We start from the raw sequence: 26,525 nt of genomic DNA on the forward strand, positions 1-26,525 counted from the left end.
ACCTCCTAGCAAACGCTTGCACAACCTTATACACAAGAAATTTTCGTTTGTGTATCAAGGGTTTGTATCTTTAAGATAAGAATAAATAATATCCGCGACCTTTTCTGTGTTATGACGAACGAGATGGTTGTCATAAGAGAGAATCTCTTCGGCAATCACTTCCAGCCCCATAGCCTTTAATTTATCCACATCAAAGTGAACGGGGCTCGCCTGTTCTTCATTATATCTTTCCTGCACCTCTTTGGGCACCTGCTTTTTGTTCACCAAGATATAATCGATGCTCGGCGTTTCCAAATGATCGTATAAAGCCTTCACGTGGTCGCTTGCTGAATAATCCAGGGTCTCCCCCGCCTGTGTCATGATGTTGCAAATATACATCTTCTTCGCTTCCGCCCTGCAGACGGCTTCGCCAATTCCAGGGACAAGAAGGTTCGGTAAGATACTAGTATATAGGCTTCCCGGTCCCATCACAATTAAATCAGCTTCCTTGATGGCACGCAAGGTTTCCCCTAACGCCTTGATGCTGTCCGGCTTCAGGAAGACACGTTTGATTTTCTTCCCGGCTTTCGGGATGGCAGACTCTCCCGTCACAATCGTCCCATCTTCCATTTCAGCCTTCAAGATGACACTTTGATTCGCCGACGGCAGCACCTTGCCCTTCACATTCAACACCCTGCTCATTTCCTGGATCGCATGAACGAAGTCCCCCGTGATGGAGGCCAGTGCCGCAATGATCAGATTACCCAGTGCATGGCCGGAAAGTTCATTCGTCGTTTCAAAACGATGCTGAAACATTTGTTCAACCAATGGCTCTACTTCTGAAAGAGCAGCAAGGACATTCCGTATATCCCCCGGTGGAGGTATATCCAAGCTATCCCGCAAACGACCGGAACTGCCACCGTCATCAGCGACGGTGACGATGGCCGATATATCAATCGGGTGTCGTTTCAATCCCCTGAGAAGGACCGGTAAGCCCGTTCCTCCCCCGATTACGACGACCTTGGGTGTATGTGTCATGTTGTTAGACCCTTTCTCTTCTGAATGTCTCGATGAGAAATTTTCGTTTGATAGTCTTTTTCAAAATGATGTCCAAGATATTCTGCTAACGCAACCGAACGATGCTGCCCGCCTGTACAGCCGATCGCAACGACAAGCTGACTCTTTCCTTCCCGCTTGTATTGGGGAAGCATGAACGATAGCAGGTCGGTTACTTTTTCAATGAATTTATTCGTTTCATTCCATTTCAGCACATACGTCGACACTTCTTCATCCAATCCCGTCTTCGGCCTCATATGATCGATGTAATGAGGATTCGGGAGGAATCGTACATCAAATACCAGGTCGGCATCGATGGGAATCCCGTGCTTAAATCCGAATGATACGACATTCACCGTGAAAATCGTCTTCTTATTCACCGAGAATTCCGTTAGAATTTTCTCCCGAAGCTCTCTTGGCTTCATAGTGGAAGTGGTATATATCAACTGCGCGCGCCCCTTCAACTCTTCAAGAAGCTCCCTTTCCTGACGGATCCCTTCAAGAGGAAGTCCCGAAGGAGCCAGCGGATGGGAACGGCGCGTTTCCTTGTATCGTCTGACAAGGGAAGAATCATCTGCATCGAGATAAAGGATCTGAGGGGATACCCATGAGGTTTCCGCCAGTTCGTCTAATGCTTTGAATAGATGATCGAAGAACTCTCTTCCTCTGAGGTCCATGACAAGGGCGACCTTATTCATTTTATTACCGGACTCTTTCATCAGTTCCAAGAATTTTGGAAGAAGAGTGGGTGGTAGATTGTCCACACAGAAGAATCCTAAATCCTCAAAGCTCTGAATGGCAACAGTCTTACCTGCCCCGGACATCCCCGTAATGATGACCAATTGAACGTCGTTTGTAGAACCTGTACTCATACTCTTCCCCACCTTAATCGTAATGATCTATATAAAAGTTCGTTGTTTAACTTGGATCCAGTCGATATGACAATAATTTAAAATCAGGAGTATAGGTAAACGTTCCATAAATCGTATTCTTTCCATGCAAGAGGTAGTCCAGAATATGATAGTCTCCTTCAGCCATCGGCAAATTCTTGATCTCTTCGATTGGATGCCATTTGATCTTGCCTTCTTCTGATTCCTGCAAATTGACTCCATCTGCTTCTGTTGCAAAGAAGGAGAACATCATCCACTCCGATACGATTTGATCGCCATCTTTGATGATAAACGTAAAGACGCCTTTCAAATCAGGATTTTTCAAGTAAATACCCGTTTCCTCACGATATTCGCGAATCACGGCATCCCTGATCGATTCACCAGACTCCATCTTTCCACCAGGAGCGACCCACCAGTTCCTTCTTGGTTTTTGGAGAAGGAGCACCTTGTCCCCATCCAGATATAAACAATTTGTGACACGTTGCACTACCTTCACCTCAATCTTGATGATTCGGGAGTGATATATGCATCCATCCCATTTACAGTCAATCTCGTTGCTTACATTATACTATGATTGTAGACAAGCTACAATGTCTTGGCTTGCTGATGAATATGTCGAATGGAATCGAAAGATAATAGGACAGGTTTTGACAGGATCAGTTGTTGTATATCATTGATACAGAGCGCCGGAGTGACTATAACAGGTAAAAAAGAGCAAAAAAATAGACACAGGCGAGTCCTGTGTCGTCTACGGGATTTATTACTTAAAAGGGGGTCAATTTCTTATTTTCTATATTACCCGAAAATTGTTTCACTAGTGTTACAACAGATTTAAAACGGTATTACGGAATGTTAATGTTTCCAACGAGATTTTACAATTTCTCTCGAATCCTCGCGAATCCTGTCAAAACCAGGTTAAAAGTCATAGTTCTTCATAATCCGGTCTGCGATTAATTCATACCCTTTCCCATTGGGGTGCAGGGAGTCATGAAAATAGTTTTCCTTGGACTTCCCTTTGAACAATAAATTAGTTGAGACGTATTTCACATTTTCATGCTTTTTTACTTCTTTCATCATCGACTTATTCCAATCGTCCACGTATGCTTCGATCTTATCACTGTCCTTGTCCGGATATGGATTATATAAGCCCAAAACGATAATGTCCGCATCCTTATTCGCTGTCCCGACAATATTCAGGATTTTATCCAGATGGTCGAGATAATCCTTTTTTGCATCCATGATTTCGTCGTGATGTAAAGGAAACAGGTCTCCACCATTGTTTTTAATTAAATCATTGGTTCCGATATTGATGATAAATACATCAGCTTCACTTAAATCCTCGGCAACATCGGGCTTCACGATCTGAGCGAGTAACTGATCCGACTGCTGCCCGGGTATCCCAAGATTTTGAAAGTGATACGACCTCTTCGTATGTTGTTGATTTACTTTCTCTTCTAATCGGCCGATATAACCTTCTTCTTTCTTATCACCGTATCCATATGTGAGAGAATCGCCTAAAGCAATGACACGTTTCTTCGTAGATGACTCCGTCTCGTCGGCAAAAAAACTGAAATAGATGACGGGGATAAGGGCAAATAAGACAGCGATTGCTGCAAATTTCAGCACTTTCATAGTTGATCCAACCTTCCGCAATAAACTTTAGATGACGTTCATAATAGACGTTATTCCCTTTTGGAAAGGGTGTAATCTTGTTTATTTTTGGAAGTGTGGTGGTAGGGTTGGTTATCATGTTTTTCAGGTTAGGAAATTGATATTTTTTTTATGATTGTTGAGATGATTCTCGTTGAATTTTCGTGAGGAGCGGTATCTCCCACATGCTTAGCGGGGTATGATCGGGGAGGCGTTCAGAGAAATCCAGCCGATTCGGGCAAGAAACAAGCCGAAACGGACGAGAATTCAGCTGTTTTCGAGTTAGATCCAGCCGAAATCGGAAATAAACCAGCCGATTTACATTTTTCACACCAATTAAGCAGCACATACCCCCACGACGCCCGGCCAGAGGTCCGTCCCTCTTATTCATTTCTTCTGTACCCCGAACCGCGCATTCAACTGTCCCTTGATCATTTTTTGCTTTGCTTCTTTTCTCTCTTTTCTCGTTAGTTCATATTTGATTTCCTTCGTCGTTACTCCTTCTTCACGCTGATCGGCGATATCCATCAATCGTTCCACATCGGAAAAGGAGTACTTCCGGTAGCCCCTGTTGGAGCGATGTGGAAAGATCAGGTTTTTCTCTTCATAGTACCGGATCTTCCTCTCGGTCAAACCGGTCAATTCGCTCACAACTCCGATGGATATCACTTTTTTATCCTTATAGGAAGGTTCATTGTCCACGTTGTCCTCATCCTCCTAAACAGGGAATATCTTGATTATACATGTCTCCTACTCCTCTTTGGACTATTATGTTAGAAAACCTGACAAAGAATTCTAAATTGATAGAAAACTTAACAAGGTGGATGATTTTTCACGAAGACCACCTTACACTACCAATAAGAATCCAAAAGGAGTGAACACGCATGCCCTTTTTACGTGAAGCCGTTGAAAGACAGAGGCAGCAATTTATTCGTCGGTTAGTAGAAGCTGGTGTTTACAAGTCATGTGATAAAGGATTACAGAAGCTGACGCTTTCGGAGTTGGTGTATGTGTTTAATAAGCATAAGAAGAATTAACTTATAAAAAAGCCTTCCGAAAGGGATTCACCTTTCGGAAGGCTTTTATAAATTAACCGTTTTTAACTTTTTCTTTCAGCTCTTCGATATAGTGCTGAGCTGTTTGAGCAGCAATACTGCCGTCACCTGTTGCTGTCACGATTTGACGGAGTTGTTTTTCACGAACATCACCGGCTGCAAAGATTCCAGGAACCTTTGTTTCCATTTGTTCGTTTGTTTCGATGTATCCTTCAGAGTTGATGATTCCAAGGTTGGCAAATGGCTTCGTCAGCGGAAGCATTCCGATGTAAATGAAGACACCATCCGCTTGGAAGTCTTTTTCTTCACCGTTTTCAGTGGACACAAGCGTCACACTTCCGACTTTTCCGTCTTTGTCATTGATTTCTTTCACGGTATGGTTCCAAATGAAATCAACTTTCTCGTTATCGAAGGCGCGCTGTTGCAGGATCTTTTGGGCACGCAGTTCGTCACGACGGTGAACGATCGTCACTTTGTTGGCGAATCTTGTCAGGTAAACTCCCTCTTCCACGGCAGAGTCCCCTCCACCGACTACGACAAGGTCTTTTCCTTTAAAGAATGCTCCGTCACATACGGCACAGTAAGATACTCCACGACCGCCCAGTTCTTTTTCACCAGGAACGCCGATTTTTTTGTACTCTGCACCTGTTGTGATGATCACGGCACGGGCCTTGAATTCCTTGGAACCGGTTTTAACGGTTTTAAAATCCTCGCCGTCCACGATTTCTTTGATGTCTCCGTAAGCGTATTCCGCACCGAATTTTTTCGCATGATCAAACATTTTATTAGAAAGATCAGGACCTAGAATATGGTCGAAGCCAGGATAGTTCTCCACTTCTTCCGTATTCGCCATTTGTCCGCCCGGTACTCCTCTTTCAAGCATAAGCGTTGAAAGGCTGGCACGTGACGTGTAAACAGCTGCAGTCATACCTGCAGGGCCTGCACCTACAATGATTACGTCATAAATTTTTTCTTCAGACATGATGACATTCTCCTTCCGAAACGTTCATAAACATATGCTTTATTTCAATCATATGGATAGGGCTCTTATGGTGCTTCAGGCTTCCATCCATAGTATTAACTTCCTACACCTATCCTATAAAAATTAGACACATATCGTCCAAAAATATGCTCAAGGAAGGTAACTTTCCACGACCTCTATATATTTTGTCAATGTACTTGTGGAGACATTGAACCGGTCGCAAATCTGTTTCTTCGTGACCTTCTCATTCCGCAGGCGATTCCAGACAAATTCCGTAGCCGCTGCGAAGGCTTTTGCATTCTTGAAGGTTTCCCGTTCTTTAATCCCCCGGTAAGCAATGGTGAACCACGTCAGGAATAAGCCGGATTCCACACTCGTAATCGGGCGATGATTACCATAAAGGTGCAGGGCGACCTCATGCATATTACGGATTTCCTGATTCACTTTGATCGAACTGTTCCCATGGCTGTTTAACACCTGGGCTAAATAAACCTTTTCCACGATCGACAGGTCCTCCACTTCACAAAAGTCCGCATGAGTGAGGATGGCCCGTTGATTGTCAGAGATGGACGTCAGGAAAAGACCGAATAATTTCTCCTCGGTATAGTCACTTTGAAGCTTTTTTAAAATCGATGTTACATGATTTTCAAAGCCCTCCGCTTTCTTCTGATCGTTCCAGGGCTCGAGTCCTTCTTTTTCAGGATTGATTTCCAACACCTTTTTCCACGCTGTACGGGCAGTATCCCCGTGCCCCGTCTCATGCGCTGAATAAGACAACCAATAATAAAAGCTCGCATCCCCTTCAAATCCGATCTTCTGAAGATACTTCAACCATTCATAGGCCTTTTTCGAATGACCAATCAGGGCAAACGTGGCCCCGAGCTTATAACGGTGCTCATGAAGCAGGGGACGGACCTTCTCAAGACCTTGGATCAATTCATCCAGTTCATCATGGCGCTTTTGATAGAAATAAAAAACGGCCGTGTTGCACAGGGCATGAAGATTTCCAGGATTCTTTTCTAACACTTCTTCCAGGGTAGCAGACGCTTTATCCACTTCCCCTAAATAGAAATAAGCAAGTGCCAGGTTGTTATAAGCCGACCAGAATTCCGGATAGTCCTTGATCACCTGCTGCAAGGTATCCACAGCTTTCTGGAAGTGACCGGATTCAAGGAGGTCCCTCGCTTTTTCCTGCTGCACGATGAGCTCATCATGCTCATAGAGATCATCCACGATCAAATCGGAATCAAGCTCTAAAAGCTCCAGCAGATCTTCGGCATCTTCGACAAATTCACCGTACTCTTCTTTTTCCAGATACGTGGAGACCTGTTCGTACGCCTCTTTAAATAAGCCTAAATGAGCATAATTGTTAGCCAGGAAATAGTGACATTCCGACATATGAGGATCAAGATCCTCTATTATGTTATGCAATAGGTCATTGGAACGCTTGTATTCACCAAGCTCTGTATACACAATCGATAATTGACAGGCAATCATCGGTTCGATCGGTTCTAATTGAAACGCTCTATTTAAATATTTTAACGATTTCTTAAGCTCTCGACGTTGATAAGCTTTCATCCCTTTGTTGTAGTAATACTCTCCAGTCGGGACAAAAGACAACACTTTCGCTTCTTCACTACTTAATTTTGACCCTTTTCTCATCAAAGTCCTCCGAAACGTTCATAGTATAACTACAGTAGTATATCATACAATACACCCGTACTAAACTACCATATTTTGAGGGACGGACCTTCGCGCATGCGCGAAGGTCCGTCCCTCAAGGGTATTATCTATTATGACGTTCCACTAGGACTCCCAGTACATCTTCGAGTGGAAGTTTTTGTTCTCTTAGAAGGACAAGTACGTGGTAAAAGAGGTCTGCGACTTCCCATTTCAGTTCCTCGCTGTCCCTGTTCTTCGCGGCAATGATCACTTCTGATGCTTCTTCGCCGACTTTTTTAAGGATCTTGTCTACCCCTTCTTCAAAAAGGTAGGTCGTGTAGGCTCCTTCCGGTCGCTCCATTTCACGATTTCCAATGAGTTTTTCAAGGGTGAGAAGGATATTTTCTGTTGATGACTTCTCTTCACCATACACATTTTCATGGAAGCAGCTTTCTTCCCCTTTATGGCAGGCAGGACCTTTCTTATCGACTAGGACAAGAAGGGCATCACGATCACAATCCCACGTGATGTTCCTGACTCTTTGGGTATTCCCGCTCGTTTCGCCTTTATGCCACAACTCTTGTCGCGAACGGGAATAAAACCAGGTTTCTCCTGTCTCAACGGTTTTCTTTAGAGACGTTTCATTCATATATGCCAGGGTCAAAACATCCTTCGTATTGGCATCCTGAACGATGGCAGGCACCAATCCTTTATCATCGTACTTCACGGATGCAATCCAATCGTTATTCGTCATCTTACGTGCACCTCCTGCTCTCTTAAGTAGCTTTTTACTTCTTCTACACTTGTTTCTTTATAGTGAAAAATGGAGGCTGCGAGGGCCGCATCCGCTTTGCCTTCTGTAAACACATCTTTGAAGTGATCGGCATTCCCTGCTCCCCCTGAAGCGATCACAGGAATCGAGACGGCTTCGCTGACGGCCTTTGTAAGAGCCAGATTGAAGCCTTTTTTCTCCCCGTCACTGTCCATGCTCGTGAGTAAGATTTCCCCGGCACCGAGAGCTTCCACTTCTTTCGCCCATTCTACGGCATCAAGGTCCTTCAGCTTTCTTCCACCGTGGGTATACACCTTCCAACCCGTGCTATCTTCATCATACTTGGCATCAATCGCTACAACGATGCATTGAGATCCGAAATAATCGGCTCCTTCCCGTACAAGTTCCGGCCGAAGGACGGCAGCTGTGTTAAGGGAAACTTTATCTGCACCTGCCCGGAGGATTGCTTTCATATCTTCCACTGAATTGATTCCGCCGCCTACGGTGAAGGGAATCGCCAGCTCCGCAGCTACATGCTGAACGACTTCCACCATGGTTTTCCGCCCTTCGTGAGAAGCAGAGATATCAAGGAATACTAGCTCATCCGCCCCCTGCTCGTCATAGACCTTCGCAAGTTCAACGGGATCACCCGCATCGCGGAGTTCCACAAACTGAATTCCTTTTACCACTCTGCCATCCTTCACATCCAGGCAGGGAACGATTCGTTTTGTTAACATGATTTCACCTCATTTACAGCCTCACTCACAGTGAATTTCCCTGTATAAATCGATTTCCCGCAAATAGCTCCTGATACGCCCCTGGATTCATACTTTTTTAAATCCCTGAGGTCTTCCAATGAGCTTATTCCACCAGACGCAATAACTGATTTTCCCGTTTGTTCAGCCATCTCCACAATCGCTTCTACATTGGGACCAGATAGCATTCCGTCTGTGGCAATATCGGTGAAGATAAACGTTTCGGCTCCGGCAGCGGCCAGTTCTTTTCCAAGATCGACTGCTTTAAGGTTCGACGTTTCCAGCCAACCATGGGTAGCCACATAACCATCCTTCGCATCAAGTCCGATGGCGATACGATCACCATATTCAGACAGCCATTCCTTTACCAATTCTGTGTTGGAAACGGCGATACTGCCAATGATCACACGATCCACACCCCGGTTCAAATAATGCTCGATATCATCTTTGGAACGTATTCCCCCACCGATTTGTACCTTAGCATCGAGTTTCTCTGCAACGGCAATCACGAATTCATCATTGATCCGGGAGCCTTCCTTCGCCCCATCAAGATCGACCATATGGATCCACTCTGCCCCTTCTTCGGCGAATTTCTTCGCCATATCAAATGGAGAATCTCCATAAATCGTTTCCTGATTATAATCTCCCTGGACGAGACGAACACATTTCCCTCCCCGCATATCAATGGCTGGATAAATCGTAAAACTCATGAGACCGCCTCCTTCACCCGTTTTGTAAAGTTTTCTAACAGCTGCATACCAAGCTCACCGCTTTTTTCAGGGTGAAACTGCATTCCGTATATATTGTCCCGACTCACGACGGCAGGGATCGTGACACCAGCATAATCCGCACTTGCCACAATAACGTCCTTAGTTCCCTCATGCACATAATAAGAATGAACAAAGTACACATAGCCTTCTGTCAATCCTTCTAAAAGGGAAGAGTTTTTCTCGTACCGAAGCAAATTCCACCCCATGTGAGGGACTTTAAAGGCATTTCCTGCACTGTCCTCTTTCGGGATGTGAATCACTTCTCCAGGAAGGAGAGCTAATCCCTTCGTCGCTCCATTTTCCTTGCTTTCATCAAACAAGAGCTGCATGCCTAAACAAATGCCAAGGAGAGGCTTCCCGCTTTCGGCGAAGGTGAGGATCGTCTCTTTTAAATGGGTGGTTTCAAGAAGGTTCATGGCATCTTTAAATGCCCCGACCCCCGGTAAAATCAACCCATCTGCTTTTACTAATTCATCTTGTACATCACTTATGAAGTAAGGGACGTTCAAGCGTTCCAGTGCTTTGCTGACGCTGAACAGATTCCCCATTCCATAATCCACAATTCCGATCATGAACTATAACATTCCCTTCGTAGACGGAACCCCTTTGACACGGGGATCAATCGTCGTAGCTTCATCGAGGGCACGGCCAAGCGCTTTAAAGATTGCTTCAATGATATGGTGCGTGTTGTGACCATAATGAACGATGACATGCAGATTCATCCGTGCTTCAAGTGCCAGCTTCCAAAGGAATTCATGAACGAGCTCCGTATCGAAGGTTCCGACTTTCTGACTTGGAAGTTCTGCGCGGAATTCCAGGTGCGGACGGTTACTCAGATCCACCACGACCTGTGCGAGCGCTTCATCCATTGGAACCATAGCAGATCCGTAACGTTTGATGCCCTTTTTGTCTCCAAGGGATTCCAATAGTGCCTGCCCCAAACAAATCCCGATATCCTCTGTCGTATGATGATCATCGACCTCAATATCACCATTAGCTTCTATCGTACAATCAAACTGTCCGTGCTTCGTGAACAAATCCAGCATATGACTCATAAACGGAACCCCCGTCTCGATCTTTGAGCTTCCTTCCCCATCGACCCCAAAACTCAACCGGATATCCGTTTCATTCGTCTTACGCACAATCTCTGCACTTCTCACCATGTTGTCCTCCTTTTGGGAGGGACGGACCTTTCAATGAAAGGTCCGTCCCTCTTCCCTACTTTTTATCGAATCGAATTTCCACTGCCCTTGCATGGGCCTCGAGCCCTTCTAACCGGGCGAGCTTCGCGATTTTTTCATAGTTATTCTGCAGTGCTGTTTCACTGTAGGAAATGACACTTGTCTTTTTCATGAATTCATCCACGTTCAACGGGCTTGAGAAACGGGCTGTCCCGTTCGTCGGCAGGACGTGATTCGGCCCTGCGAAATAATCCCCGACAGGCTCCGAGCTGAAGCGTCCCAGGAAGATGGCTCCGGCGTGACGGATTTTGGCCATCGTTTCGAACGGCTTTTCCGTCAGGATTTCAACATGCTCTGCCGCAAGCTGGTTGACCAGCCCAATTCCTTCTTCCATATCTTCCGTTACATAGATGGCCCCGAAATCCACGATGGATTGACGCGCGATCTCTTCGCGGGGAAGAGTCGCTAGTTGGCGTTCAACCTGTGCGGATACTTCTTCGGCAAGGGTCGCTGAATTCGTCACCAGGACTGCAGACGCAAGCACATCATGCTCAGCCTGTGAAAGGAGATCCGCTGCAATTTCATCGGCCCGCTGATGTTCGTCTGCCAGGATGACGATTTCACTGGGGCCGGCGATCATATCGATATCCACATCACCGAATACTTCGCGTTTGGCCAGGGCAACGAAGATATTTCCTGGTCCCGTTATTTTATCCACAGGAGTGATCGATTCCGTTCCGTATGCCAGTGCCGCTACCGCTTGGGCACCACCGACCTTGAAGATTTCTTCCACTCCGGCGACTTTTGCTGCCACAAGTACTCCTGGAGACAGCTTTCCATCCTTCCCTGGAGGAGAAACCATGGTGATCCTTTTGACTCCGGCCACTTTTGCTGGAAGTACATTCATCAATACAGACGACGGATAGGCTGCTGTTCCACCCGGAACGTACACACCCACTGAATCAAGCGGTGTCAGCTTTTGACCTAGCATCGTTCCATTTTCATCTGTTGTGAACCATGACGACCTTTTTTGTTGTGAATGGAAATCACGAATATTATCCGCCGCTTCTTCAATGATCGAAATGAGTTCAGGATCGAGAGTTGAGAACGCTTCTTCTATCTCACTCTCAGAAACTTTGTAGTTTGCTAATTGGATACCATCAAATTTCTTAGTATAGTGACGGACCGCGTTATCTCCATCCTTCTGTACAGAAGAAATGATCTCCTGAACCGCTCTCCGCTGTTCCTCTGTGCCACTATCCACAGAGCGTTTAATCGACGCCACGCTGACATCCTTCATAATCTTCACAGAAATCACCAACCTTTTAGAGGGACGGACCTCCTATAAGGTACCGCCTTCTCTATGTATTCTCTATTCAGAGGGACGGACCTCGATATACACCGATTTACCGCCCCGAAATTTCCTCAAATGCTTGTCATTCCTCACTTTCGGACCCAATCGAGCAAGGTCCGTCCCTCTCACCCGATGATGCGGGTGAGGCGGGAGACGAGGTCTTCGATTTTTTCGTCTTTCATCCGGTAACTGACGGGATTCACGATTAGGCGTGAGGTGATGCCTACGATGGTTTCGTATTCGACGAGGCCGTTTTCTTTCAGGGTACGACCTGTAGAAACGATATCGACGATACGGTCAGCCAGCCCGATCAAGGGGGCAAGCTCGATGGAACCGTTAAGCTTGATGATCTCCACCTGTTCACCCTGCTCCCGGAAGTAGGATGAAGCGACATTCGGATATTTGGTTGCAATCTTCGGTGCCACATCACTCATTTTCGTATTGGGAAGTCCCGCAACAGCCAGGTAACATCCACTGATCCGCAGATCGAGAAGTTCATAGACGTCCCTCTCTTCTTCCAGCATGACGTCCTTTCCGGCAATCCCTAAATCTGCGACGCCATGCTCCACATATGTCGGAACATCCATCGGCTTTGCGAGGATGAACCGCAAGTCCTCCTCAGGCACTTCGATGATGAGCTTTCTTGAATCATCGAATTCGGGCGGCAGATTATAATCTGCCTTTCTTAGTAAATCCACCGCTTCCTCGAAGATCCTCCCTTTTGGCATCGCAATCGTTAACGCACTCATGATGTTTCACCGCCTTTTCTATCCTGTCCGACTACGAAGTGAACATTGCTGAACCCCTTCGTAAACTCGTCCACATCTCCTACACCCTTCCAGTTCTGAAGGACGACCTCGACACCTTCATTCCTCAAGTCACGTGCCAGGCCGATGGCTTCTTTCCTGCGCTCATCGCTGAACAGTACACACTGTTGAAGGGAGGAAGATAGTTTAACCTGCATCGCTTCCAGTACGTAATCGAGGCGCAATCCGAAGCCTGTCGCCCCTGAGTTCTTTCCGAATTTTTCAAGAAGTTTATTGTAGCGTCCGCCATTTCCGATGGCAAACCCGACATTGTCACCGTACACTTCAAATAAAATGCCTGAGTAATAGCTCATGTGGCTGACAAGACTCAAGTCGAACTTGACATACTGCTCCACTTCATAATCCTTCAAAATATTCCACAGATCCTTCAGCTGTTCCAATGCCCGGAGCCCTCTCTCACCTTCAAGAAGACTGTGGGCTTCACCGAGTACGTTTTCTGAACCCCGTAATTGCAGGAACCGGAAAAGACGCTCTTTATCAATGGATGACAGTGCAAGGTCATTAACATGCTGACGATACCCGACATAGTTCTTCTCATATAGATATCTTCTTAACGTATCCGCCCGTTCTTCCGTCCCCACGATCTGTGTGAACAACTCCTGGACAAACCCGATATGGCCGATGGAAATTTTGAAGTGTTCCAGTCCGGCTTCCTTCAATACGGATACCATCAGGGCGATCACTTCAGCATCGGCACTGACGGAATCGTCGCCGATGCACTCAATGCCCACCTGCTCAAATTCAGCAGGACGTCCACCTTCCCGCTGCTGTGCCCGGAATACGGAATTAGAATAGGCGAGTCTCAATGGTGCTTCATCTTTCAATAATTTTGACGCAGCGATCCTCGCGATCGGCGCAGTCATATCAGGTCTCAACACCAGAGTATGTCCCTGCTGATCCAATAGCTTGAAAAGCTGCTGATCGAGGATGGCTGACGCTTCCCCGACGGTTTCGTAATATTCAAGGCTCGGGGTTTCAATAAACTTGTATCCCCAAAGCTTCATAGTTTGTTCCATTTTCTTCTTTGTCTGGTCTTTGATTTCATATAAATCAGGAAATGTATCTCTCATTCCCAATGGCTTCTCGAACATAAACAACTTAGTCATAAGAACCACCTTTGAAGTATTAATTCATCTATTTTTCCCCGATAGAGGGATTGCTACTAATTCTCGATTATTCAGAAATCCTTTAATTCGCTAATGTGCTAATAAAATAAAGTTAAATGTAGTGTAGCGTTTCTTTTTTTATTCGTCAACCGTTTGACGGGATGATTTTCTGGGAGATTGCAGAAGCGTGCGGGGTGGTGCTGTTGTGGGATATCTGCCATATTTTATTTTTATCTGCCGTTTTCATCATATATCTGCCGAAAATTGAATTTATCTGCCGATTATCCGATATATCTGCCATTCGACAAATTCCGCCATCCACCCACCCTCCTTCCTCTTTCACAAACAAAAAAGGCAAAGATAGAATACAATCTATCTTTGCTTTTTCCCTTATTTTTCTCTATTCAATCCATAAATGGCATCTTCCTGCCATCGTTCTGCCAATTCATCTTTTGTATAAATGACCCTCATCGGATTTCCCCCGACGAACGCACCTTCGGGAACGTCTTTATGCACGAGGGTCCCGGCTGAGACGATGGCCCCGTCACCAATTTTCACTCCCGGCAACACCGTGGTGTTGGCACCGATCATCACTTCCGATCCAATTTCCACATCACCTAACCGGTATTCCTTAATCAAGTATTCATGGGCAAGGATTGTCGTGTTATAACCGATGACCGTGTTCCGCCCCACGGAAATCTTCTCAGGAAACATCACATCGAGCATCACCATCAGGGCGAATGAGGTGTGCTCACCGATTTTCATCCGAAGAAACGTCTTATACAGCCAATTCTTCATTCCCAGAAATGGTGTGTAGCGGGCGAGCTGGATGACGATGAAATTTTTGACGACCTTCCCGAATGGAACGGTTTTATACACATGCCAAAGGGAATTTGCTCCTTCTACAGGATAGCGGGTCGTCCGTCTCATGCAGTCGGGGCTCCCACGATGGCTAATAAGTCCTTCATGTTATCAAGCATGAAATCCGGCTCATAGTGGGCCAGATGCTCTCTGCCTTTTGCACTCCAGGCAACTCCTGCCGACAGGACGCCTGCATTTTTCCCTGCTAAAATATCGTGGTGATTGTCACCGATCATGATCGCTTCATCCGGCGAAGATCCCAATGCGATCAACGCCTTCTCGATCGGTTCCGGATGGGGCTTCGCGTTTTCCACCTCATCCAGCGTGATGATGACTTCAAAGAACGGTCTTAGATTCATCAGGTCCAGTCCTTTTAACACCACGTCTCGTACCTTCGTCGATACGATGGCTAATTTGTATCCATGCTGGTGAAGCGTCTGAACGGTTTCATACACTCCCTCAAACTCCGTCACAAGGGAATCATGATGTTCATGATTGTATGCCCGGTAATGGGCACACATTTCTTCCATTTTCTCAGGGTTCAACTCCCCGAACGATTCTTCCAAAGGCGGACCCATGAATGGATGAACATCCTTTTCTTCATATTGTCCTGGATAATAGTGATTCAATGTATGCAAGAAGGATGAAATGATCAGATCATTCGTATTGATCAACGTTCCATCCAAGTCAAATAAGATTGTTGTAATCCTGCTCATAATGCAGCTCCTTTTCTTTCTTAGCATCGACTTTGTTCCAGAAATACGCAATGACCATCGTCAGCACGATCGCCGTCACCAGCCTGATCAATAGCAATGGAAGGACGGGTATGCCAAGCGGAAGGAAGATTAATGTATCCTCGACCACCGCGTGACACGCCACCAAAAAGATAAAGGCGATGGTGACATCTTTCCTGCTGACCCCGTCTTCCTTGACCGCCTGGATCATGACGCCAGCCCCGTAGGCAAGACCGATGACGAGTCCAGCCACCATTGTGGAAGACGTATTCTCATTCATCCCGAGTGCCCGTGTTGCAGGCGACATCCAGCGGGAAAACACGTCCATCCATTTCAAGTCTCTCATCACCTGAATGACCATCATAAGGGGGATGACGATCAGTGCCAATTGTAAGACCCCGAATCCCGCTTTCTCAAGTCCAAGCAGGAAGATCTCTCCCCATCCATTTGGTTCTGCTTGTTGAGGAGGCATCATCCCATATTTCGCAATCTCCGAGCCGCCGCTCCATACTAGATTAATGACAATAGCAGATAGGAGAGCAAGGCTGACCCTCACGGTAACAATCAGCCAGATTTTCACACCGACTTTTGAAGCAACTGTCGATTCAATGAAAAGATTATGGCAAAAAGAGAGCATCACCGCGATGATGAAAACTTCTTTCACCGTTAAATCCAGGGACAAAATCCCACCTATTCCCGCATAAAGATTTAGGAAATTTCCCAGAACAAGGGGAATAGCCGCATCACCTGACAGACCGAGAAGTTTCATGAGAGGTGAAATCTTTTCCATGATCCACGGAAGGACCGGTGTGTATTGCAGTAGAAAGACGATGAGTGTGATCGGAAAAATGACTTTCCCCAACGACCACGTTGTTTTCAATCCTGTGAGTCCGCCATTTTTCAAAGATGACATCCACATAGTTCCTACTCCCCTTTTGTTAAGCGTTCAAGCTATCTGACTTCTCTTCATAAGCCTTTTGGGCAAGACCTGTTTTTCTTCTATAAATAAACACAGCGATCGCGGCAATGATCAGGAAGATGGAAATCACTTGAGCGAACCGCAAGGACCCCAGCATCAGACTATCCGTCCTGAGCCCTTCAACAAAGAAACGACCAATGGAATACCAGATCACATATGTCAGGAACAATTCTCCCCTTCGCAGCCAGCCGGCCTTTCTTCTCAACACAAGAAGCAGGATCAGTCCGGCAAAGCTCCAAAGTGATTCGTATAGGAACGTAGGATGATAATACGCACCATCGATGTACATCTGGTTGATGATAAAATCAGGAAGCATCAGATTTTCAAGAAAGGCACGTGATACTTCCCCACCATGTGCCTCCTGGTTCACAAAGTTGCCCCAGCGACCGATTGCCTGGCCGAGGATGATGCTAGGCGCTGCGATATCCGTCAATTTCCAGAAGGACAATCCTTTCACTTTGGCAAAAACGACCGTCGTCAGGACCGAACCGATCAAGGCACCATGAATGGCGATTCCTCCATTCCATACTTTGATGATATCCCCCGGATGATCGGCATAATAATTATCCCATTCGAAAATGACGTAATAAGCACGGGCACAAATGATGGCGATGGGGATCGCCCACACGAGTAAATCAATGAATGTATCGGGATGAAGGCCTAAGCGTTTGCTTTCACGAATGACTAAATAAAGTCCCAGTGCAATCCCAAGTCCGATGATGACTCCATACCAGTGTACCTGGATTGGCCCGAGTGAAATGGCAATAGGATCGATTGGCGTAATGTTCTCGTTCATTTTGTCTCTCCTTTATGAATATGGGCTATTTGGTTTATGTAAAGCTTAAATATCCTCGTTTTCACCGTCTTCGATTACATCTGCCAAACGGTTCGTAAATTGTTCTGCAGCATTCACTCCCATGCGCTTCAGACGGAAGTTCATGGCAGCCACTTCGATGATGACGGCAAGATTTCGTCCCGGACGTACCGGTACAGTATATTTCGTAATATCCGTATCGATAATTCTCATTTTCTCTTCTTCCAGTCCAAGGCGATCATACTGTTTCGTTTTATCCCATAGCTCAAGATTGATGCACAGGGTAATACGTTTATAGCTGCGGACCGCTCCGGCACCAAACAATGTCATCACATTGATGATTCCCAAGCCTCGGATTTCCAAAAGATGCTCAATTAACTCAGGGGAGCTACCAATCAGTGTATCCATATCTTCCTGGCGAATTTCCACACAATCATCGGCTACCAGACGATGCCCTCTCTTCACAAGTTCAAGGGCGGTTTCACTTTTCCCGACGCCGCTCTTACCCGTGATCAATACTCCGACTCCATAGATATCGACCAGAACACCATGGATTGCCGTTGTAGGAGCAAGCTTACTTTCTAAGTAATTCGTCAGCCTTGAAGAAAACCGTGTCGTTTTCATGGATGAGCGCATGACAGGAACATCATACCGATTCGCCGCTTCCACAAGCTCATCAGGGATCACCAGGTCTCTTGAGATAATGATACCTGGAGTGATATCCGTACAAAGTGCTTCCATTCTCCGTTTGCGTTCTGCTTCATCCAATAACTCCAGGAAGGAAAGCTCAGTTTTCCCCAGTAACTGAATACGTTCTGCAGGATAGTAGTTGAAATACCCGGCCATCTCCAACCCCGGACGGGAAATATCGCTCGTTGTAATGGGTCTATGTAAACCTTCTTCTCCCCCGACAAGCTCCAAATTGAACTTCTCGACGATATCTTTAGTGCGAACTTTTGCCACAAGTAGCTCCTCCTTCACGTTACACTCGCTTTGTCATAATAAGCGTACTCTAACCTATTTTAGCAATTATGGAGAAAAGCGCAAGGAGACCTGCTCAACCGCCCAAATGATGAAAAGCGCAGCCACGGCTACGCTTCAATGAATGCTTTTATCACTGAGAGAATCTCTCTATGAGTGGAAATCGAATCAATGACCTGAAAATCATGCTCCAGGCTGTGATTGACATCCTTGACTACATGCACATGCATGCGCTTATTCCCTTTGAGTCGGTTGAATCGCTCCTCATCAAAATGTGGGTCACGGTCCCCTGCGATGCATATCCCTTCCTGCTCACTATCCATCACAGCTTGAAAGACCTCATCCTCTTTCAATAGAGGGGTTAACCAGACAAACTTAGAATCCTGTAGTCTTTCATTATGTATTTCATTGCCCAGGGCAAGTGTGCCAAGGGACTTGGCTACTACGTGTATATGAGAATAGCTTTTTTCAGTCAGAATCTGGTTCATCATCTTCTTCACATCATGCCTTAATGCATCATCCTTTTCTTCTATAGAAAACCCCTTATAGTCTGATGAGGAATACTGATAATTGATATGGAGGACATCATATCCTTTATTCAAGTACAGCCCCGTTGAATAGTGCAGCAAAGGCGCCTGCACCGTGTAACCCATACCCGGCAGGAAAATAGCGATACCACCTGGTTCTTCTGTTGGGGATAAAAGAGTATACGGGACCTCGATGTGACGATATCCTCTCATTACATCCGATGTGACTTTCATGAATTCCTCCTCCTTTTTCCATCTATTTCTATTTCAAAGGGGAAATCTCCTTTTTTGACCACAAAAAAAACTCCGGATGAGCCCGGAGTCCTTCCTGTTTACTTTTCTTTCATTGGTTCGAGCACCGTTTTTTGAATCACCAAATTGGCAAGTGACAAAATGATGGATGCCAAAAATGCCATCCCGAACCCAGATAGTTCGAAACTGCTTCCCATCAGTCCATCTGTCAATAACAGCGTAATAGCATTGATGACAAAAAGAAACAGTCCCAGTGATAAAATCGTGACCGGCAGAGTCAGGATGATTAAAATCGGTTTTACGAGCACATTCAGGATCGACAGAATAAAGCTCGCTCCGATGGCCGCCCCGATCCCCGACACTTCAAATCCTTCAAAAAAACCGGCTAATGCAATAAAGATCACTGCATTGATTAAAATCCCAATAATCCATCTCATTATCTGATGGTTTCCTCCTCATGTGGCAGCACGAAGGCCAGTAAAGCATAAATGACACCCAGCGGGAAAAATCCCGTTGGAATGAGCAGGATGATGAAGATCACCCTTAGGATCGTGGAATCGATCCCTACATAACGGGACAATCCACCAATCACTCCAGCCAGCTTTCGGTCTGACCTTGATCGTGCTAATCGTTTTTTCATTATGATTCCTTCTTTCTCATCTTATGCGTTGTCCTTATTAACATTCTTCTGTTCATGCTTTTTTATGAGGACAGATCCTGCTTTTGTTTCCGCAAAAAGATGAAGCTTATCGGGTGAATCCGTTTTACGACTGAAACGGATCGATTTCTGCACCACTTCATTTTTTTCCTCTAGTACATCCATACCCTGCAATTCAACCTTGAAACTGCCGAAATTCGATTTGGCTTCTCCGGAAATCTTGATGTTTTCAGGAACAAATAAATCAATATTCCCTGTCACCGTTTTGGCATGCACAGTGTCGGCTTTTTCGCCGGTTAGGTCACATATGATGTTTCCGTTCAAGGACTGCACATCAGAATATAAGATATCTCCTTCAACATGGACCTTTCCATTAATGGATTCCGCTTCGACATGATCCGCTTTGGCATTCAGGATAGAAATCGCACCGTTTGACGTCTCGACTTCCGTTTTCTTCGATGTCAGACGATCGATATGAATCTTCCCATTTGCCGCCTTTGCGCGAAGGTCCTCCACTTCTAATTTCTCGGCACTTAACCCGCCATTGAATAAACGGACCGAAATCCTTTTATATTGATGTTTCGGAATGTAGAGCTTAGCATCCACTTTCATCCACTTTAATTGTGTCGAGTAATAGAGCGTATCTCCATCAACGTTAAAAGACGTATTCTCCATAAACTGCTTTCGTGCTTCTTCCTGATCCTCCGTACGGTAAACCTTCGCTTCGCATTCCACACGAACCTCTTCCCCATCCCATGGAATCAGTTCCACCTTCCCATTCGCCACGTCTACGTCGATCTTCTCGAAATTGGTATTGGGCTGTTGGTAAACATGAGACACTTCAACCGATTGGTTCCATTGAAAGTCAAAGTCGAAATTCTTGATTTTCGTTAAAGCCGAATTCATGAAATCGAGAAGCTTATCTTTCGGATTCCCTGTTTGAGTGGAATGATCCTTTGGTCCCTTTTTGTCATCCTGAAAAATGGAAACGAAGTCATCAAGAAAATCCTTCTCTTTTTTCTTCGATTCGTGAGGCTTTTTATCGAGTGCTTCCAGCAATGCCAGTGCTTCCTGCGCTGAAATCGTTCCATTTTCCAACATATCCAAAATGCGTTTGCGTTCTTCATTCATACTCTTTCATCCCCTTTATTGATTATAAAAGTACTTTGATTCCCTTATACACATTCCAAATGACCACGACAACACTGATTAATATAGCTAAACCGATCATGATCAGAGTATAAATCGGCAGCCCCGCACCACTTGCAAAAACACCCATATCGAAAACCAGGCCTGCAAGTACGAGGGGAACGGCAATGACCGGTAATAAGTGAGATAAAAAGGCCGTTTTTGCATCCTTCTTCACGTATTGATCATCTGAAACAAAATAGACAATCAAAGGGAAAAGGAAGCCGGCAAAAAAGATACTAAAATAGCATAGGGCAGACAATACCTTATTGGTCTCCATCTTCATCATCTCCTCTACTACTATTTACGATACGCTGGGCAAAAAGTTTCAATGCATTTGTTACTAATCTTATTTTCACATATGAAGATTGTGCTTCACTCCATCTGAAGGCTGAATTTGGGTAGGTATGGGGTTGTGGTTTTCAGTGGTGAATGAAACACAAAATGGCTTTTTGAAAATAAAATCTTGATTTTAAAAATAAAGAGGTGAGATTTGAAAATAAACGGTCCGGTTTTGAAAATAAGTTTGACGGAACCAACATCTAATCAAGAAAAAAGAGAGATGCCCCATGCATCTCCCTCCATTATCAATTTGTCACTTCTTCTTTTTCCCGAACCTTCTTTTTCATGCGTTCACGATCGCGTTCAAGTACAGGTTTCAGGTATTTACCCGTATAGGATCCTTGTACTTCGGCCACTTTTTCAGGTGTCCCGCTTGCGACGATCGTTCCGCCTTTGTCTCCTCCTTCCGGACCTAGATCCACCAGGTAGTCGGCTGCCTTGATGACGTCAAGGTTGTGTTCGATGACAAGAACCGTATCGCCATTTTCAACGAGTCGTTGAAGAACGACGAGGAGACGGGCGATGTCATCTACATGAAGTCCTGTCGTCGGCTCATCCAGGATATAGAGAGAGCGACCAGTCGAACGGCGATGCAGTTCGGATGCCAGCTTCACGCGCTGGGCTTCCCCACCTGAAAGCGTAGTCGCCGGCTGCCCTAGGGTGATGTAGCCAAGCCCAACATCAAATATGGTCTGAAGCTTACGCTTGATCTTAGGGATGTTTTCAAAGAATTTCACCGCATCTTCTACCGTCATCTCCAGAACGTCTGAAATATTTTTATCTTTGTATTTCACTTCAAGGGTTTCACGGTTGTATCGTTTCCCGTGACACACTTCACACGGAACGTATACATCCGGAAGGAAGTGCATTTCTATCTTGATGATTCCGTCTCCGCGACATGCCTCACAGCGGCCGCCTTTCACGTTAAAGCTGAAACGGCCCTTTTTGTAGCCGCGAACTTTCGCCTCGTTGGTCGTGGCAAACACATCTCGGATATCATCGAATACCCCGGTATACGTAGCCGGATTCGACCTTGGCGTACGGCCGATCGGGGATTGATCGATATCAATGACTTTATCAAGATGCTCGATCCCCTTCACTTCTTTATGCTCACCAGGCTTCGATTTCGCATTATGAAGCTTTTGAGCCAGTGATTTATGGAGGATTTCGTTGATCAGGGTACTTTTACCCGATCCCGACACTCCAGTGACAGCCGTGAAGATTCCTAGAGGCAGCTTCACTTTGACGTTGTTCAGGTTATTTTCCTTTGCCCCTACAACCTCCAAATAACGGCCGTCTGGTTTGCGTCTTTCCTGAGGAAGCGGAATAAATTTCTTCCCAGACAGATACTGACCCGTCAACGAGTTCGGATCATCCATTACTTCCTGAGGTGTTCCTGCCGATACGACCTCACCTCCGTGGACACCCGCTCCCGGTCCGATATCGATCAGATAATCGGCTGCCACCATCGTATCTTCGTCATGCTCCACAACAATCAGTGTATTCCCGATTTCGCGCATATTCTTCAGCGTATCGATAAGGCGATCATTATCCCGCTGATGCAATCCGATGGACGGTTCGTCGAGAATGTAAAGGACCCCGGTAAGACGGGAACCGATTTGAGTAGCGAGGCGAATTCGCTGAGCCTCTCCTCCAGAGAGCGTTCCTGCAGCACGGCTCAGAGTAAGATATTCCAACCCCACATTCACAAGGAAGCCGAGACGTTCACGGATCTCCCTCAAGATAAGATTAGCGATCTTCATATCTTTTTCAGAGAGTTCGAGTTTTTGGAAGAACTGCTCTGCCTCTTCAATCGAAAAGGCCGTTACTTCCCCTATATGAAGAGAATCCACCTTTACGGCAAGGCTCTCCTCTTTTAAGCGGTGACCATGACAGGTCGGGCAGTCCTGCTGAGCCATATACTTTTCCATCTGCTCGCGGATATAATCGGAGCTTGTTTCCCGGTAACGGCGTTCCACATTCGGGATGACCCCTTCAAAACGAAGATAGTTTTCCCTTACCTGACCGAAATCGTTCTCGTAGCGGAAGTAGATTTCATCTTTTCCCGATCCATACAGAACCTTATCCATCTGGTGCTTCGGAAGATCCTTTACGGGAATGTCCATGGGAATTTCATAATGGTCGCACACAGCCTTCAATAAAGAAGGATAGTATTGAGAACTTGTCGGTTCCCATGGAGCAATCGCATGCTCATCGAGGGTACGGTCCCAATTAGGGATGACAAGCTCCTTATCCACTTCAAGCTTCGTCCCCAAACCATCACAACTTACACATGCACCATACGGACTATTGAAAGAGAACATCCTAGGTTCAAGCTCACTGATGGAGAAACCACAATATGGACATGCATGATGCTCACTGAATAAAAGCTCGTCTTCTCCAATGACATCGATGATCACTTGTCCATCCGCCAGTCTAAGGGCCGTTTCAAGCGAGTCCGAGAGACGGGCAGCCACTCCTTCTTTCACGACAATCCGGTCGATGATCACTTTAATGGAGTGTTTCTTATTTTTTTCTAACGATATTTCTTCTCCAAGATCCTGCACTTCCCCATTAATTCTGACCCTCACAAATCCCTGTTTCTTGATGTCTTCAAGGGTCTTCACGTGGGTCCCTTTACGGCCCGACACGACGGGTGCCAGGACTTGAAGCTTGGTCCTCTCAGGGTATTCAAGGATCCGGTCCACCATCTGTTCGATCGTTTGGGACGTGATTTCAATCCCATGGTTCGGACAGATCGGTTTTCCTACCCTGGCAAACAGCAGTCGGAGGTAATCATAAATTTCCGTTACCGTCCCCACTGTTGAACGGGGATTACGGCTCGTCGTCTTTTGATCGATGGAAATCGCCGGGGATAGCCCTTCGATGGCGTCGACATCCGGCTTATCCATCTGTCCCAGGAATTGACGGGCATAAGCGGAAAGGGATTCCACATAACGTCTCTGGCCTTCCGCATAAATGGTATCGAAGGCAAGGGAAGATTTCCCCGACCCAGATAGTCCTGTTAATACAACCAGTTTATCCCGTGGGATTTTTATATCTATATTCTTTAAATTATGAGCTCTAGCTCCTTGTACGATTATTTGATCCTGCGCCATGATTCGTTCATCCTTCCGCCTTGAGCTCAAGAATGGTATCACGAAGCTGGGCGGCACGTTCGAAGTCGAGTGCCTTGGCCGCCTCCTTCATTTCCACTTCCAGGCTAGCAATAAGTTTTTGTCGCTCCGGTTTAGACATTTTCGAAACCTTTGTCTGTTCTCCTTCATAAACCCCTGCTTCTTCAGCGGCATGAGTCGCCCTGATGACATCCCGGATCTCTTTTTGTATCGTTGTCGGGGTCACGCCGTGTTTTGCATTATACTCTTGTTGTATCGTGCGACGGCGCTCGGTTTCATCGAGTGCCTTCTGCATAGAATCCGTGATCTTATCTGCGTACATGATGACTCTTCCGTTACTGTTACGGGCTGCACGGCCGATCGTTTGGATCAGGGACCGTTCTGAACGCAGGAAGCCTTCCTTGTCAGCATCAAGTATGGTGACAAGTGACACTTCCGGTATATCCAGTCCTTCACGGAGCAGGTTGATTCCAACCAGTACATCGAATTTACCCAGTCGGAGATCCCTGATAATCTCAATACGCTCAAGTGTCTTGATTTCCGAGTGGAGGTATTGGACCTTGATTCCAATTTCCTTTAAGTAAGCAGATAGATCCTCCGACATTTTCTTCGTCAATGTCGTGACAAGGACCCGTTCATTTTTCTCGATCCGTTCATTGATTTCACCCAGGAGGTCATCGATTTGTCCTTCGATTGGACGTACCTCGATGATAGGATCCAGTAGTCCCGTCGGTCGAATGATCTGCTCGACCATTTCAGGGGTATGCTCCAGCTCATATGGTCCCGGGGTCGCCGAAACATAGAGAAGCTGCTGGGTTTTCTTCTCGAACTCCTCAAAGCGCAGGGGACGATTGTCCATGGCTGAAGGCAGGCGGAACCCGTGATCCACGAGCACTTTTTTACGTGCCTGGTCACCGTTGAACATCCCCCTGATTTGGGGCAGGGTCACATGGGACTCATCTACCACGATCAAGAAATCATCCGGAAAATAATCCAGAAGTGTATACGGCGTCGATCCCGAAGGACGTAATGTAAGGTGTCGGGAATAGTTCTCGATTCCTGAGCAAAAGCCCATTTCCCTCATCATTTCAAGGTCATAACGTGTCCTCTGCTCAAGACGCTGGGCCTCAAGCAGTTTGTTTTCTTCTTTCATGATCGCCAGCTGTTCTTCCAGTTCTTTCTCAATGTTCTTGATGGCCACCTGCATTTTTTCCTCACGGGTTACGAAGTGGGAAGCCGGGAAGATGGCAATATGGTCACGATCTCCCATGATTTCCCCTGTTAGGGCATCCACTTCACGAATCCGGTCGATTTCATCTCCGAAGAATTCCACACGCATGCAGTGTTCATCACGGGAAGCAGGGAAAATCTCCACGACGTCTCCCCGCACACGGAATGTCCCGCGCTGGAAGTCGATGTCATTACGCTCGTATTGGATATCCACAAGCTTCCGGAGCAATTGATTCCGTTCGATCTCCATCCCCGTTCTCAGGGAAAGGACTAGCTCACGATACTCTTCCGGATTACCCAAACCGTAAATACACGATACGCTGGCGATGATGATGACATCCTTCCTCTCGAACAATGACGATGTGGCGGAGTGTCTTAATTTATCGATTTCATCATTGATGCTTGCATCCTTTTCAATGAAGGTATCGGTCTGTGGGACATATGCTTCTGGCTGATAGTAATCATAGTAACTTACAAAATATTCAACGGCATTATCAGGAAAGAACTCCTTAAACTCACTGTAGAGCTGTCCTGCCAATGTTTTATTATGAGCAATGATAAGGGTCGGCTTTTCAACCTTCTGGATCACATTGGAGACAGTGAAGGTCTTTCCGGTCCCAGTTGCTCCGAGTAGGGTTTGATGGTGCTTCCCTTCATTGATACCCTGCACAAGTTTCTCTATGGCCAGGGGCTGGTCACCCTCTGGTTTATATTTAGACTTGAGTTCAAATTGATCTTTCACCGTGAAACCTCCTATAATAAAGGACTGCTACCTTGTATTTA

The 26,525-nt window shown here is 46.0% G+C and carries 28 protein-coding genes; 1 reads left to right on the forward strand and 27 read right to left on the reverse strand.

Features of this window, described 5'->3' with window-relative positions; genetic code table 11:
- Nucleotides 1-54 precede the first annotated feature (54 nt).
- From ACIGG7_RS19210 to ACIGG7_RS19230, 5 genes are all read right to left on the reverse strand, one after another.
- Complete coding sequence (locus ACIGG7_RS19210) at nt 55-1,017, reverse strand: gluconeogenesis factor YvcK family protein (RefSeq protein ID WP_224944823.1); 963 nt, start codon at nt 1,015-1,017, stop codon at nt 55-57.
- Complete coding sequence (rapZ, locus tag ACIGG7_RS19215; protein ID WP_098352017.1) at nt 1,014-1,907, reverse strand: RNase adapter RapZ; 894 nt, start codon at nt 1,905-1,907, stop codon at nt 1,014-1,016. Before rapZ ends, ACIGG7_RS19210 begins: the two co-directional genes overlap by 4 nt.
- A gap of 46 nt (nt 1,908-1,953) precedes the next feature.
- On the reverse strand, nt 1,954-2,412 hold the full coding sequence (locus ACIGG7_RS19220; RefSeq protein ID WP_206857391.1) for an 8-oxo-dGTP diphosphatase: 459 nt from the start codon (nt 2,410-2,412) through the stop codon (nt 1,954-1,956).
- A 428-nt stretch (nt 2,413-2,840) separates the two neighbouring features.
- Nucleotides 2,841-3,557 carry a GDSL-type esterase/lipase family protein gene (locus ACIGG7_RS19225; RefSeq protein ID WP_397550690.1) on the reverse strand — a complete coding sequence of 239 codons (717 nt, stop codon included), beginning with the start codon at nt 3,555-3,557 and terminating at the stop codon, nt 2,841-2,843.
- 405 nt (nt 3,558-3,962) lie between these two features.
- Complete coding sequence (locus tag ACIGG7_RS19230; protein ID WP_224944827.1) at nt 3,963-4,277, reverse strand: MerR family transcriptional regulator; 315 nt, start codon at nt 4,275-4,277, stop codon at nt 3,963-3,965.
- 182 nt (nt 4,278-4,459) lie between these two features.
- Here ACIGG7_RS19230 and ACIGG7_RS19235 point away from each other — a divergent pair, with 182 nt between their 5' ends.
- Entirely contained in the window at nt 4,460-4,612 is a 153-nt protein-coding gene (locus ACIGG7_RS19235) for a Fur-regulated basic protein FbpA (RefSeq protein WP_224944828.1), read from the forward strand.
- A gap of 52 nt (nt 4,613-4,664) precedes the next feature.
- Here ACIGG7_RS19235 and trxB read toward each other — a convergent pair whose 3' ends face one another.
- The 22 genes from trxB to uvrB form a co-directional block, all read right to left on the reverse strand.
- A complete protein-coding gene (gene trxB, locus ACIGG7_RS19240; RefSeq protein WP_224944830.1) occupies nt 4,665-5,612 on the reverse strand; it encodes a thioredoxin-disulfide reductase in 948 nt (315 codons plus the stop codon).
- A 150-nt stretch (nt 5,613-5,762) separates the two neighbouring features.
- Nucleotides 5,763-7,274, reverse strand: coding sequence for a tetratricopeptide repeat protein (locus ACIGG7_RS19245; RefSeq protein ID WP_397550691.1), 1,512 nt, complete (start codon nt 7,272-7,274; stop codon nt 5,763-5,765).
- A 124-nt stretch (nt 7,275-7,398) separates the two neighbouring features.
- Nucleotides 7,399-8,028, reverse strand: a complete 630-nt coding sequence (gene hisIE, locus ACIGG7_RS19250; RefSeq protein WP_397550692.1) for a bifunctional phosphoribosyl-AMP cyclohydrolase/phosphoribosyl-ATP diphosphatase HisIE — start codon at nt 8,026-8,028, stop codon at nt 7,399-7,401.
- The gene (hisF, locus tag ACIGG7_RS19255) at nt 8,025-8,783 is read right to left on the reverse strand and encodes an imidazole glycerol phosphate synthase subunit HisF (protein WP_224944836.1); all 759 of its coding nucleotides are present in this window, start codon (nt 8,781-8,783) and stop codon (nt 8,025-8,027) included. The genes hisIE and hisF overlap by 4 nt, the downstream gene beginning before the upstream one ends.
- Nucleotides 8,777-9,511 (reverse strand): 1-(5-phosphoribosyl)-5-[(5-phosphoribosylamino)methylideneamino]imidazole-4-carboxamide isomerase, encoded by a 735-nt coding sequence (hisA, locus tag ACIGG7_RS19260; RefSeq protein WP_397550693.1) that lies wholly within the window; start codon nt 9,509-9,511, stop codon nt 8,777-8,779. Before hisA ends, hisF begins: the two co-directional genes overlap by 7 nt.
- The gene (gene hisH / locus ACIGG7_RS19265) at nt 9,508-10,143 is read right to left on the reverse strand and encodes an imidazole glycerol phosphate synthase subunit HisH (RefSeq protein WP_397550694.1); all 636 of its coding nucleotides are present in this window, start codon (nt 10,141-10,143) and stop codon (nt 9,508-9,510) included. The genes hisA and hisH overlap by 4 nt, the downstream gene beginning before the upstream one ends.
- Before the next feature lie 3 nt (nt 10,144-10,146).
- A complete protein-coding gene (gene hisB, locus ACIGG7_RS19270) occupies nt 10,147-10,731 on the reverse strand; it encodes an imidazoleglycerol-phosphate dehydratase HisB (RefSeq protein WP_397550830.1) in 585 nt (194 codons plus the stop codon).
- A 58-nt stretch (nt 10,732-10,789) separates the two neighbouring features.
- Nucleotides 10,790-12,061, reverse strand: a complete 1,272-nt coding sequence (gene hisD, locus ACIGG7_RS19275) for a histidinol dehydrogenase (protein ID WP_397550695.1) — start codon at nt 12,059-12,061, stop codon at nt 10,790-10,792.
- A gap of 170 nt (nt 12,062-12,231) precedes the next feature.
- The gene (hisG, locus tag ACIGG7_RS19280; protein WP_224944846.1) at nt 12,232-12,855 is read right to left on the reverse strand and encodes an ATP phosphoribosyltransferase; all 624 of its coding nucleotides are present in this window, start codon (nt 12,853-12,855) and stop codon (nt 12,232-12,234) included.
- Nucleotides 12,852-14,039, reverse strand: coding sequence for an ATP phosphoribosyltransferase regulatory subunit (locus ACIGG7_RS19285; RefSeq protein WP_397550696.1), 1,188 nt, complete (start codon nt 14,037-14,039; stop codon nt 12,852-12,854). Before ACIGG7_RS19285 ends, hisG begins: the two co-directional genes overlap by 4 nt.
- Nucleotides 14,040-14,429: 390 nt before the next feature.
- Nucleotides 14,430-14,969, reverse strand: a complete 540-nt coding sequence (locus ACIGG7_RS19290; RefSeq protein WP_397550697.1) for an acyltransferase — start codon at nt 14,967-14,969, stop codon at nt 14,430-14,432.
- Entirely contained in the window at nt 14,966-15,616 is a 651-nt protein-coding gene (gene ppaX / locus ACIGG7_RS19295) for a pyrophosphatase PpaX (protein ID WP_397550698.1), read from the reverse strand. The genes ACIGG7_RS19290 and ppaX overlap by 4 nt, the downstream gene beginning before the upstream one ends.
- On the reverse strand, nt 15,588-16,553 hold the full coding sequence (locus tag ACIGG7_RS19300) for a nucleoside recognition domain-containing protein (protein ID WP_397550699.1): 966 nt from the start codon (nt 16,551-16,553) through the stop codon (nt 15,588-15,590). The genes ppaX and ACIGG7_RS19300 overlap by 29 nt, the downstream gene beginning before the upstream one ends.
- A gap of 19 nt (nt 16,554-16,572) precedes the next feature.
- A complete protein-coding gene (gene lgt, locus ACIGG7_RS19305) occupies nt 16,573-17,409 on the reverse strand; it encodes a prolipoprotein diacylglyceryl transferase (RefSeq protein ID WP_224944854.1) in 837 nt (278 codons plus the stop codon).
- A gap of 45 nt (nt 17,410-17,454) precedes the next feature.
- A complete protein-coding gene (hprK, locus tag ACIGG7_RS19310) occupies nt 17,455-18,390 on the reverse strand; it encodes an HPr(Ser) kinase/phosphatase (protein WP_224944860.1) in 936 nt (311 codons plus the stop codon).
- Between the two features lie 128 nt (nt 18,391-18,518).
- A complete protein-coding gene (locus tag ACIGG7_RS19315) occupies nt 18,519-19,169 on the reverse strand; it encodes an alpha/beta family hydrolase (protein ID WP_397550700.1) in 651 nt (216 codons plus the stop codon).
- A gap of 98 nt (nt 19,170-19,267) precedes the next feature.
- Nucleotides 19,268-19,624, reverse strand: coding sequence for a phage holin family protein (locus ACIGG7_RS19320; RefSeq protein WP_397550701.1), 357 nt, complete (start codon nt 19,622-19,624; stop codon nt 19,268-19,270).
- Nucleotides 19,624-19,827: a PspC domain-containing protein gene (locus ACIGG7_RS19325; protein ID WP_397550702.1), complete on the reverse strand. Its 204-nt coding sequence runs from the start codon at nt 19,825-19,827 to the stop codon at nt 19,624-19,626. Before ACIGG7_RS19325 ends, ACIGG7_RS19320 begins: the two co-directional genes overlap by 1 nt.
- Nucleotides 19,828-19,848: 21 nt before the next feature.
- Nucleotides 19,849-20,976 carry a DUF4097 family beta strand repeat-containing protein gene (locus ACIGG7_RS19330; RefSeq protein ID WP_397550703.1) on the reverse strand — a complete coding sequence of 376 codons (1,128 nt, stop codon included), beginning with the start codon at nt 20,974-20,976 and terminating at the stop codon, nt 19,849-19,851.
- Nucleotides 20,977-20,998: 22 nt separating this feature from the next.
- Entirely contained in the window at nt 20,999-21,313 is a 315-nt protein-coding gene (locus tag ACIGG7_RS19335) for a magnetosome magnetite crystal formation protein family (RefSeq protein WP_397550704.1), read from the reverse strand.
- Between the two features lie 307 nt (nt 21,314-21,620).
- Nucleotides 21,621-24,494 (reverse strand): excinuclease ABC subunit UvrA, encoded by a 2,874-nt coding sequence (uvrA, locus tag ACIGG7_RS19340; protein ID WP_397550705.1) that lies wholly within the window; start codon nt 24,492-24,494, stop codon nt 21,621-21,623.
- A gap of 7 nt (nt 24,495-24,501) precedes the next feature.
- Nucleotides 24,502-26,484 (reverse strand): excinuclease ABC subunit UvrB, encoded by a 1,983-nt coding sequence (uvrB, locus tag ACIGG7_RS19345; RefSeq protein ID WP_397550706.1) that lies wholly within the window; start codon nt 26,482-26,484, stop codon nt 24,502-24,504.
- Between the last annotated feature and the right edge of the window lie 41 nt (nt 26,485-26,525).

The organism is Rossellomorea sp. NPDC077527 (assembly GCF_044542955.1).
Taxonomy (GTDB): domain Bacteria; phylum Bacillota; class Bacilli; order Bacillales; family Bacillaceae_B; genus Rossellomorea; species Rossellomorea aquimaris_E.

Excerpts from the sequence above, each read along its gene's own strand:
- ACIGG7_RS19210 (WP_224944823.1), bottom strand. The coding sequence starts at position 1,017 with ATGACACATACACCCAAGGTCGTCGTAATCGGGGGAGGAACGGGCTTA.
- rapZ (WP_098352017.1), bottom strand. The coding sequence starts at position 1,907 with ATGAGTACAGGTTCTACAAACGACGTTCAATTGGTCATCATTACGGGG.
- ACIGG7_RS19225 (WP_397550690.1), bottom strand. The coding sequence starts at position 3,557 with ATGAAAGTGCTGAAATTTGCAGCAATCGCTGTCTTATTTGCCCTTATC.
- ACIGG7_RS19235 (WP_224944828.1), top strand. The coding sequence starts at position 4,460 with ATGCCCTTTTTACGTGAAGCCGTTGAAAGACAGAGGCAGCAATTTATT.
- trxB (WP_224944830.1), bottom strand. The coding sequence starts at position 5,612 with ATGTCTGAAGAAAAAATTTATGACGTAATCATTGTAGGTGCAGGCCCT.
- ACIGG7_RS19245 (WP_397550691.1), bottom strand. The coding sequence starts at position 7,274 with ATGAGAAAAGGGTCAAAATTAAGTAGTGAAGAAGCGAAAGTGTTGTCT.
- hisIE (WP_397550692.1), bottom strand. The coding sequence starts at position 8,028 with ATGACGAATAACGATTGGATTGCATCCGTGAAGTACGATGATAAAGGA.
- hisF (WP_224944836.1), bottom strand. The coding sequence starts at position 8,783 with ATGTTAACAAAACGAATCGTTCCCTGCCTGGATGTGAAGGATGGCAGA.
- hisA (WP_397550693.1), bottom strand. The coding sequence starts at position 9,511 with ATGAGTTTTACGATTTATCCAGCCATTGATATGCGGGGAGGGAAATGT.
- hisH (WP_397550694.1), bottom strand. The coding sequence starts at position 10,143 with ATGATCGGAATTGTGGATTATGGAATGGGGAATCTGTTCAGCGTCAGC.
- hisG (WP_224944846.1), bottom strand. The coding sequence starts at position 12,855 with ATGAGTGCGTTAACGATTGCGATGCCAAAAGGGAGGATCTTCGAGGAA.
- ACIGG7_RS19285 (WP_397550696.1), bottom strand. The coding sequence starts at position 14,039 with ATGACTAAGTTGTTTATGTTCGAGAAGCCATTGGGAATGAGAGATACA.
- ACIGG7_RS19290 (WP_397550697.1), bottom strand. The coding sequence starts at position 14,969 with ATGAGACGGACGACCCGCTATCCTGTAGAAGGAGCAAATTCCCTTTGG.
- ppaX (WP_397550698.1), bottom strand. The coding sequence starts at position 15,616 with ATGAGCAGGATTACAACAATCTTATTTGACTTGGATGGAACGTTGATC.
- ACIGG7_RS19300 (WP_397550699.1), bottom strand. The coding sequence starts at position 16,553 with ATGTGGATGTCATCTTTGAAAAATGGCGGACTCACAGGATTGAAAACA.
- lgt (WP_224944854.1), bottom strand. The coding sequence starts at position 17,409 with ATGAACGAGAACATTACGCCAATCGATCCTATTGCCATTTCACTCGGG.
- ACIGG7_RS19315 (WP_397550700.1), bottom strand. The coding sequence starts at position 19,169 with ATGAAAGTCACATCGGATGTAATGAGAGGATATCGTCACATCGAGGTC.
- ACIGG7_RS19320 (WP_397550701.1), bottom strand. The coding sequence starts at position 19,624 with ATGAGATGGATTATTGGGATTTTAATCAATGCAGTGATCTTTATTGCA.
- ACIGG7_RS19325 (WP_397550702.1), bottom strand. The coding sequence starts at position 19,827 with ATGAAAAAACGATTAGCACGATCAAGGTCAGACCGAAAGCTGGCTGGA.
- ACIGG7_RS19330 (WP_397550703.1), bottom strand. The coding sequence starts at position 20,976 with ATGAATGAAGAACGCAAACGCATTTTGGATATGTTGGAAAATGGAACG.
- ACIGG7_RS19335 (WP_397550704.1), bottom strand. The coding sequence starts at position 21,313 with ATGGAGACCAATAAGGTATTGTCTGCCCTATGCTATTTTAGTATCTTT.
- uvrA (WP_397550705.1), bottom strand. The coding sequence starts at position 24,494 with ATGGCGCAGGATCAAATAATCGTACAAGGAGCTAGAGCTCATAATTTA.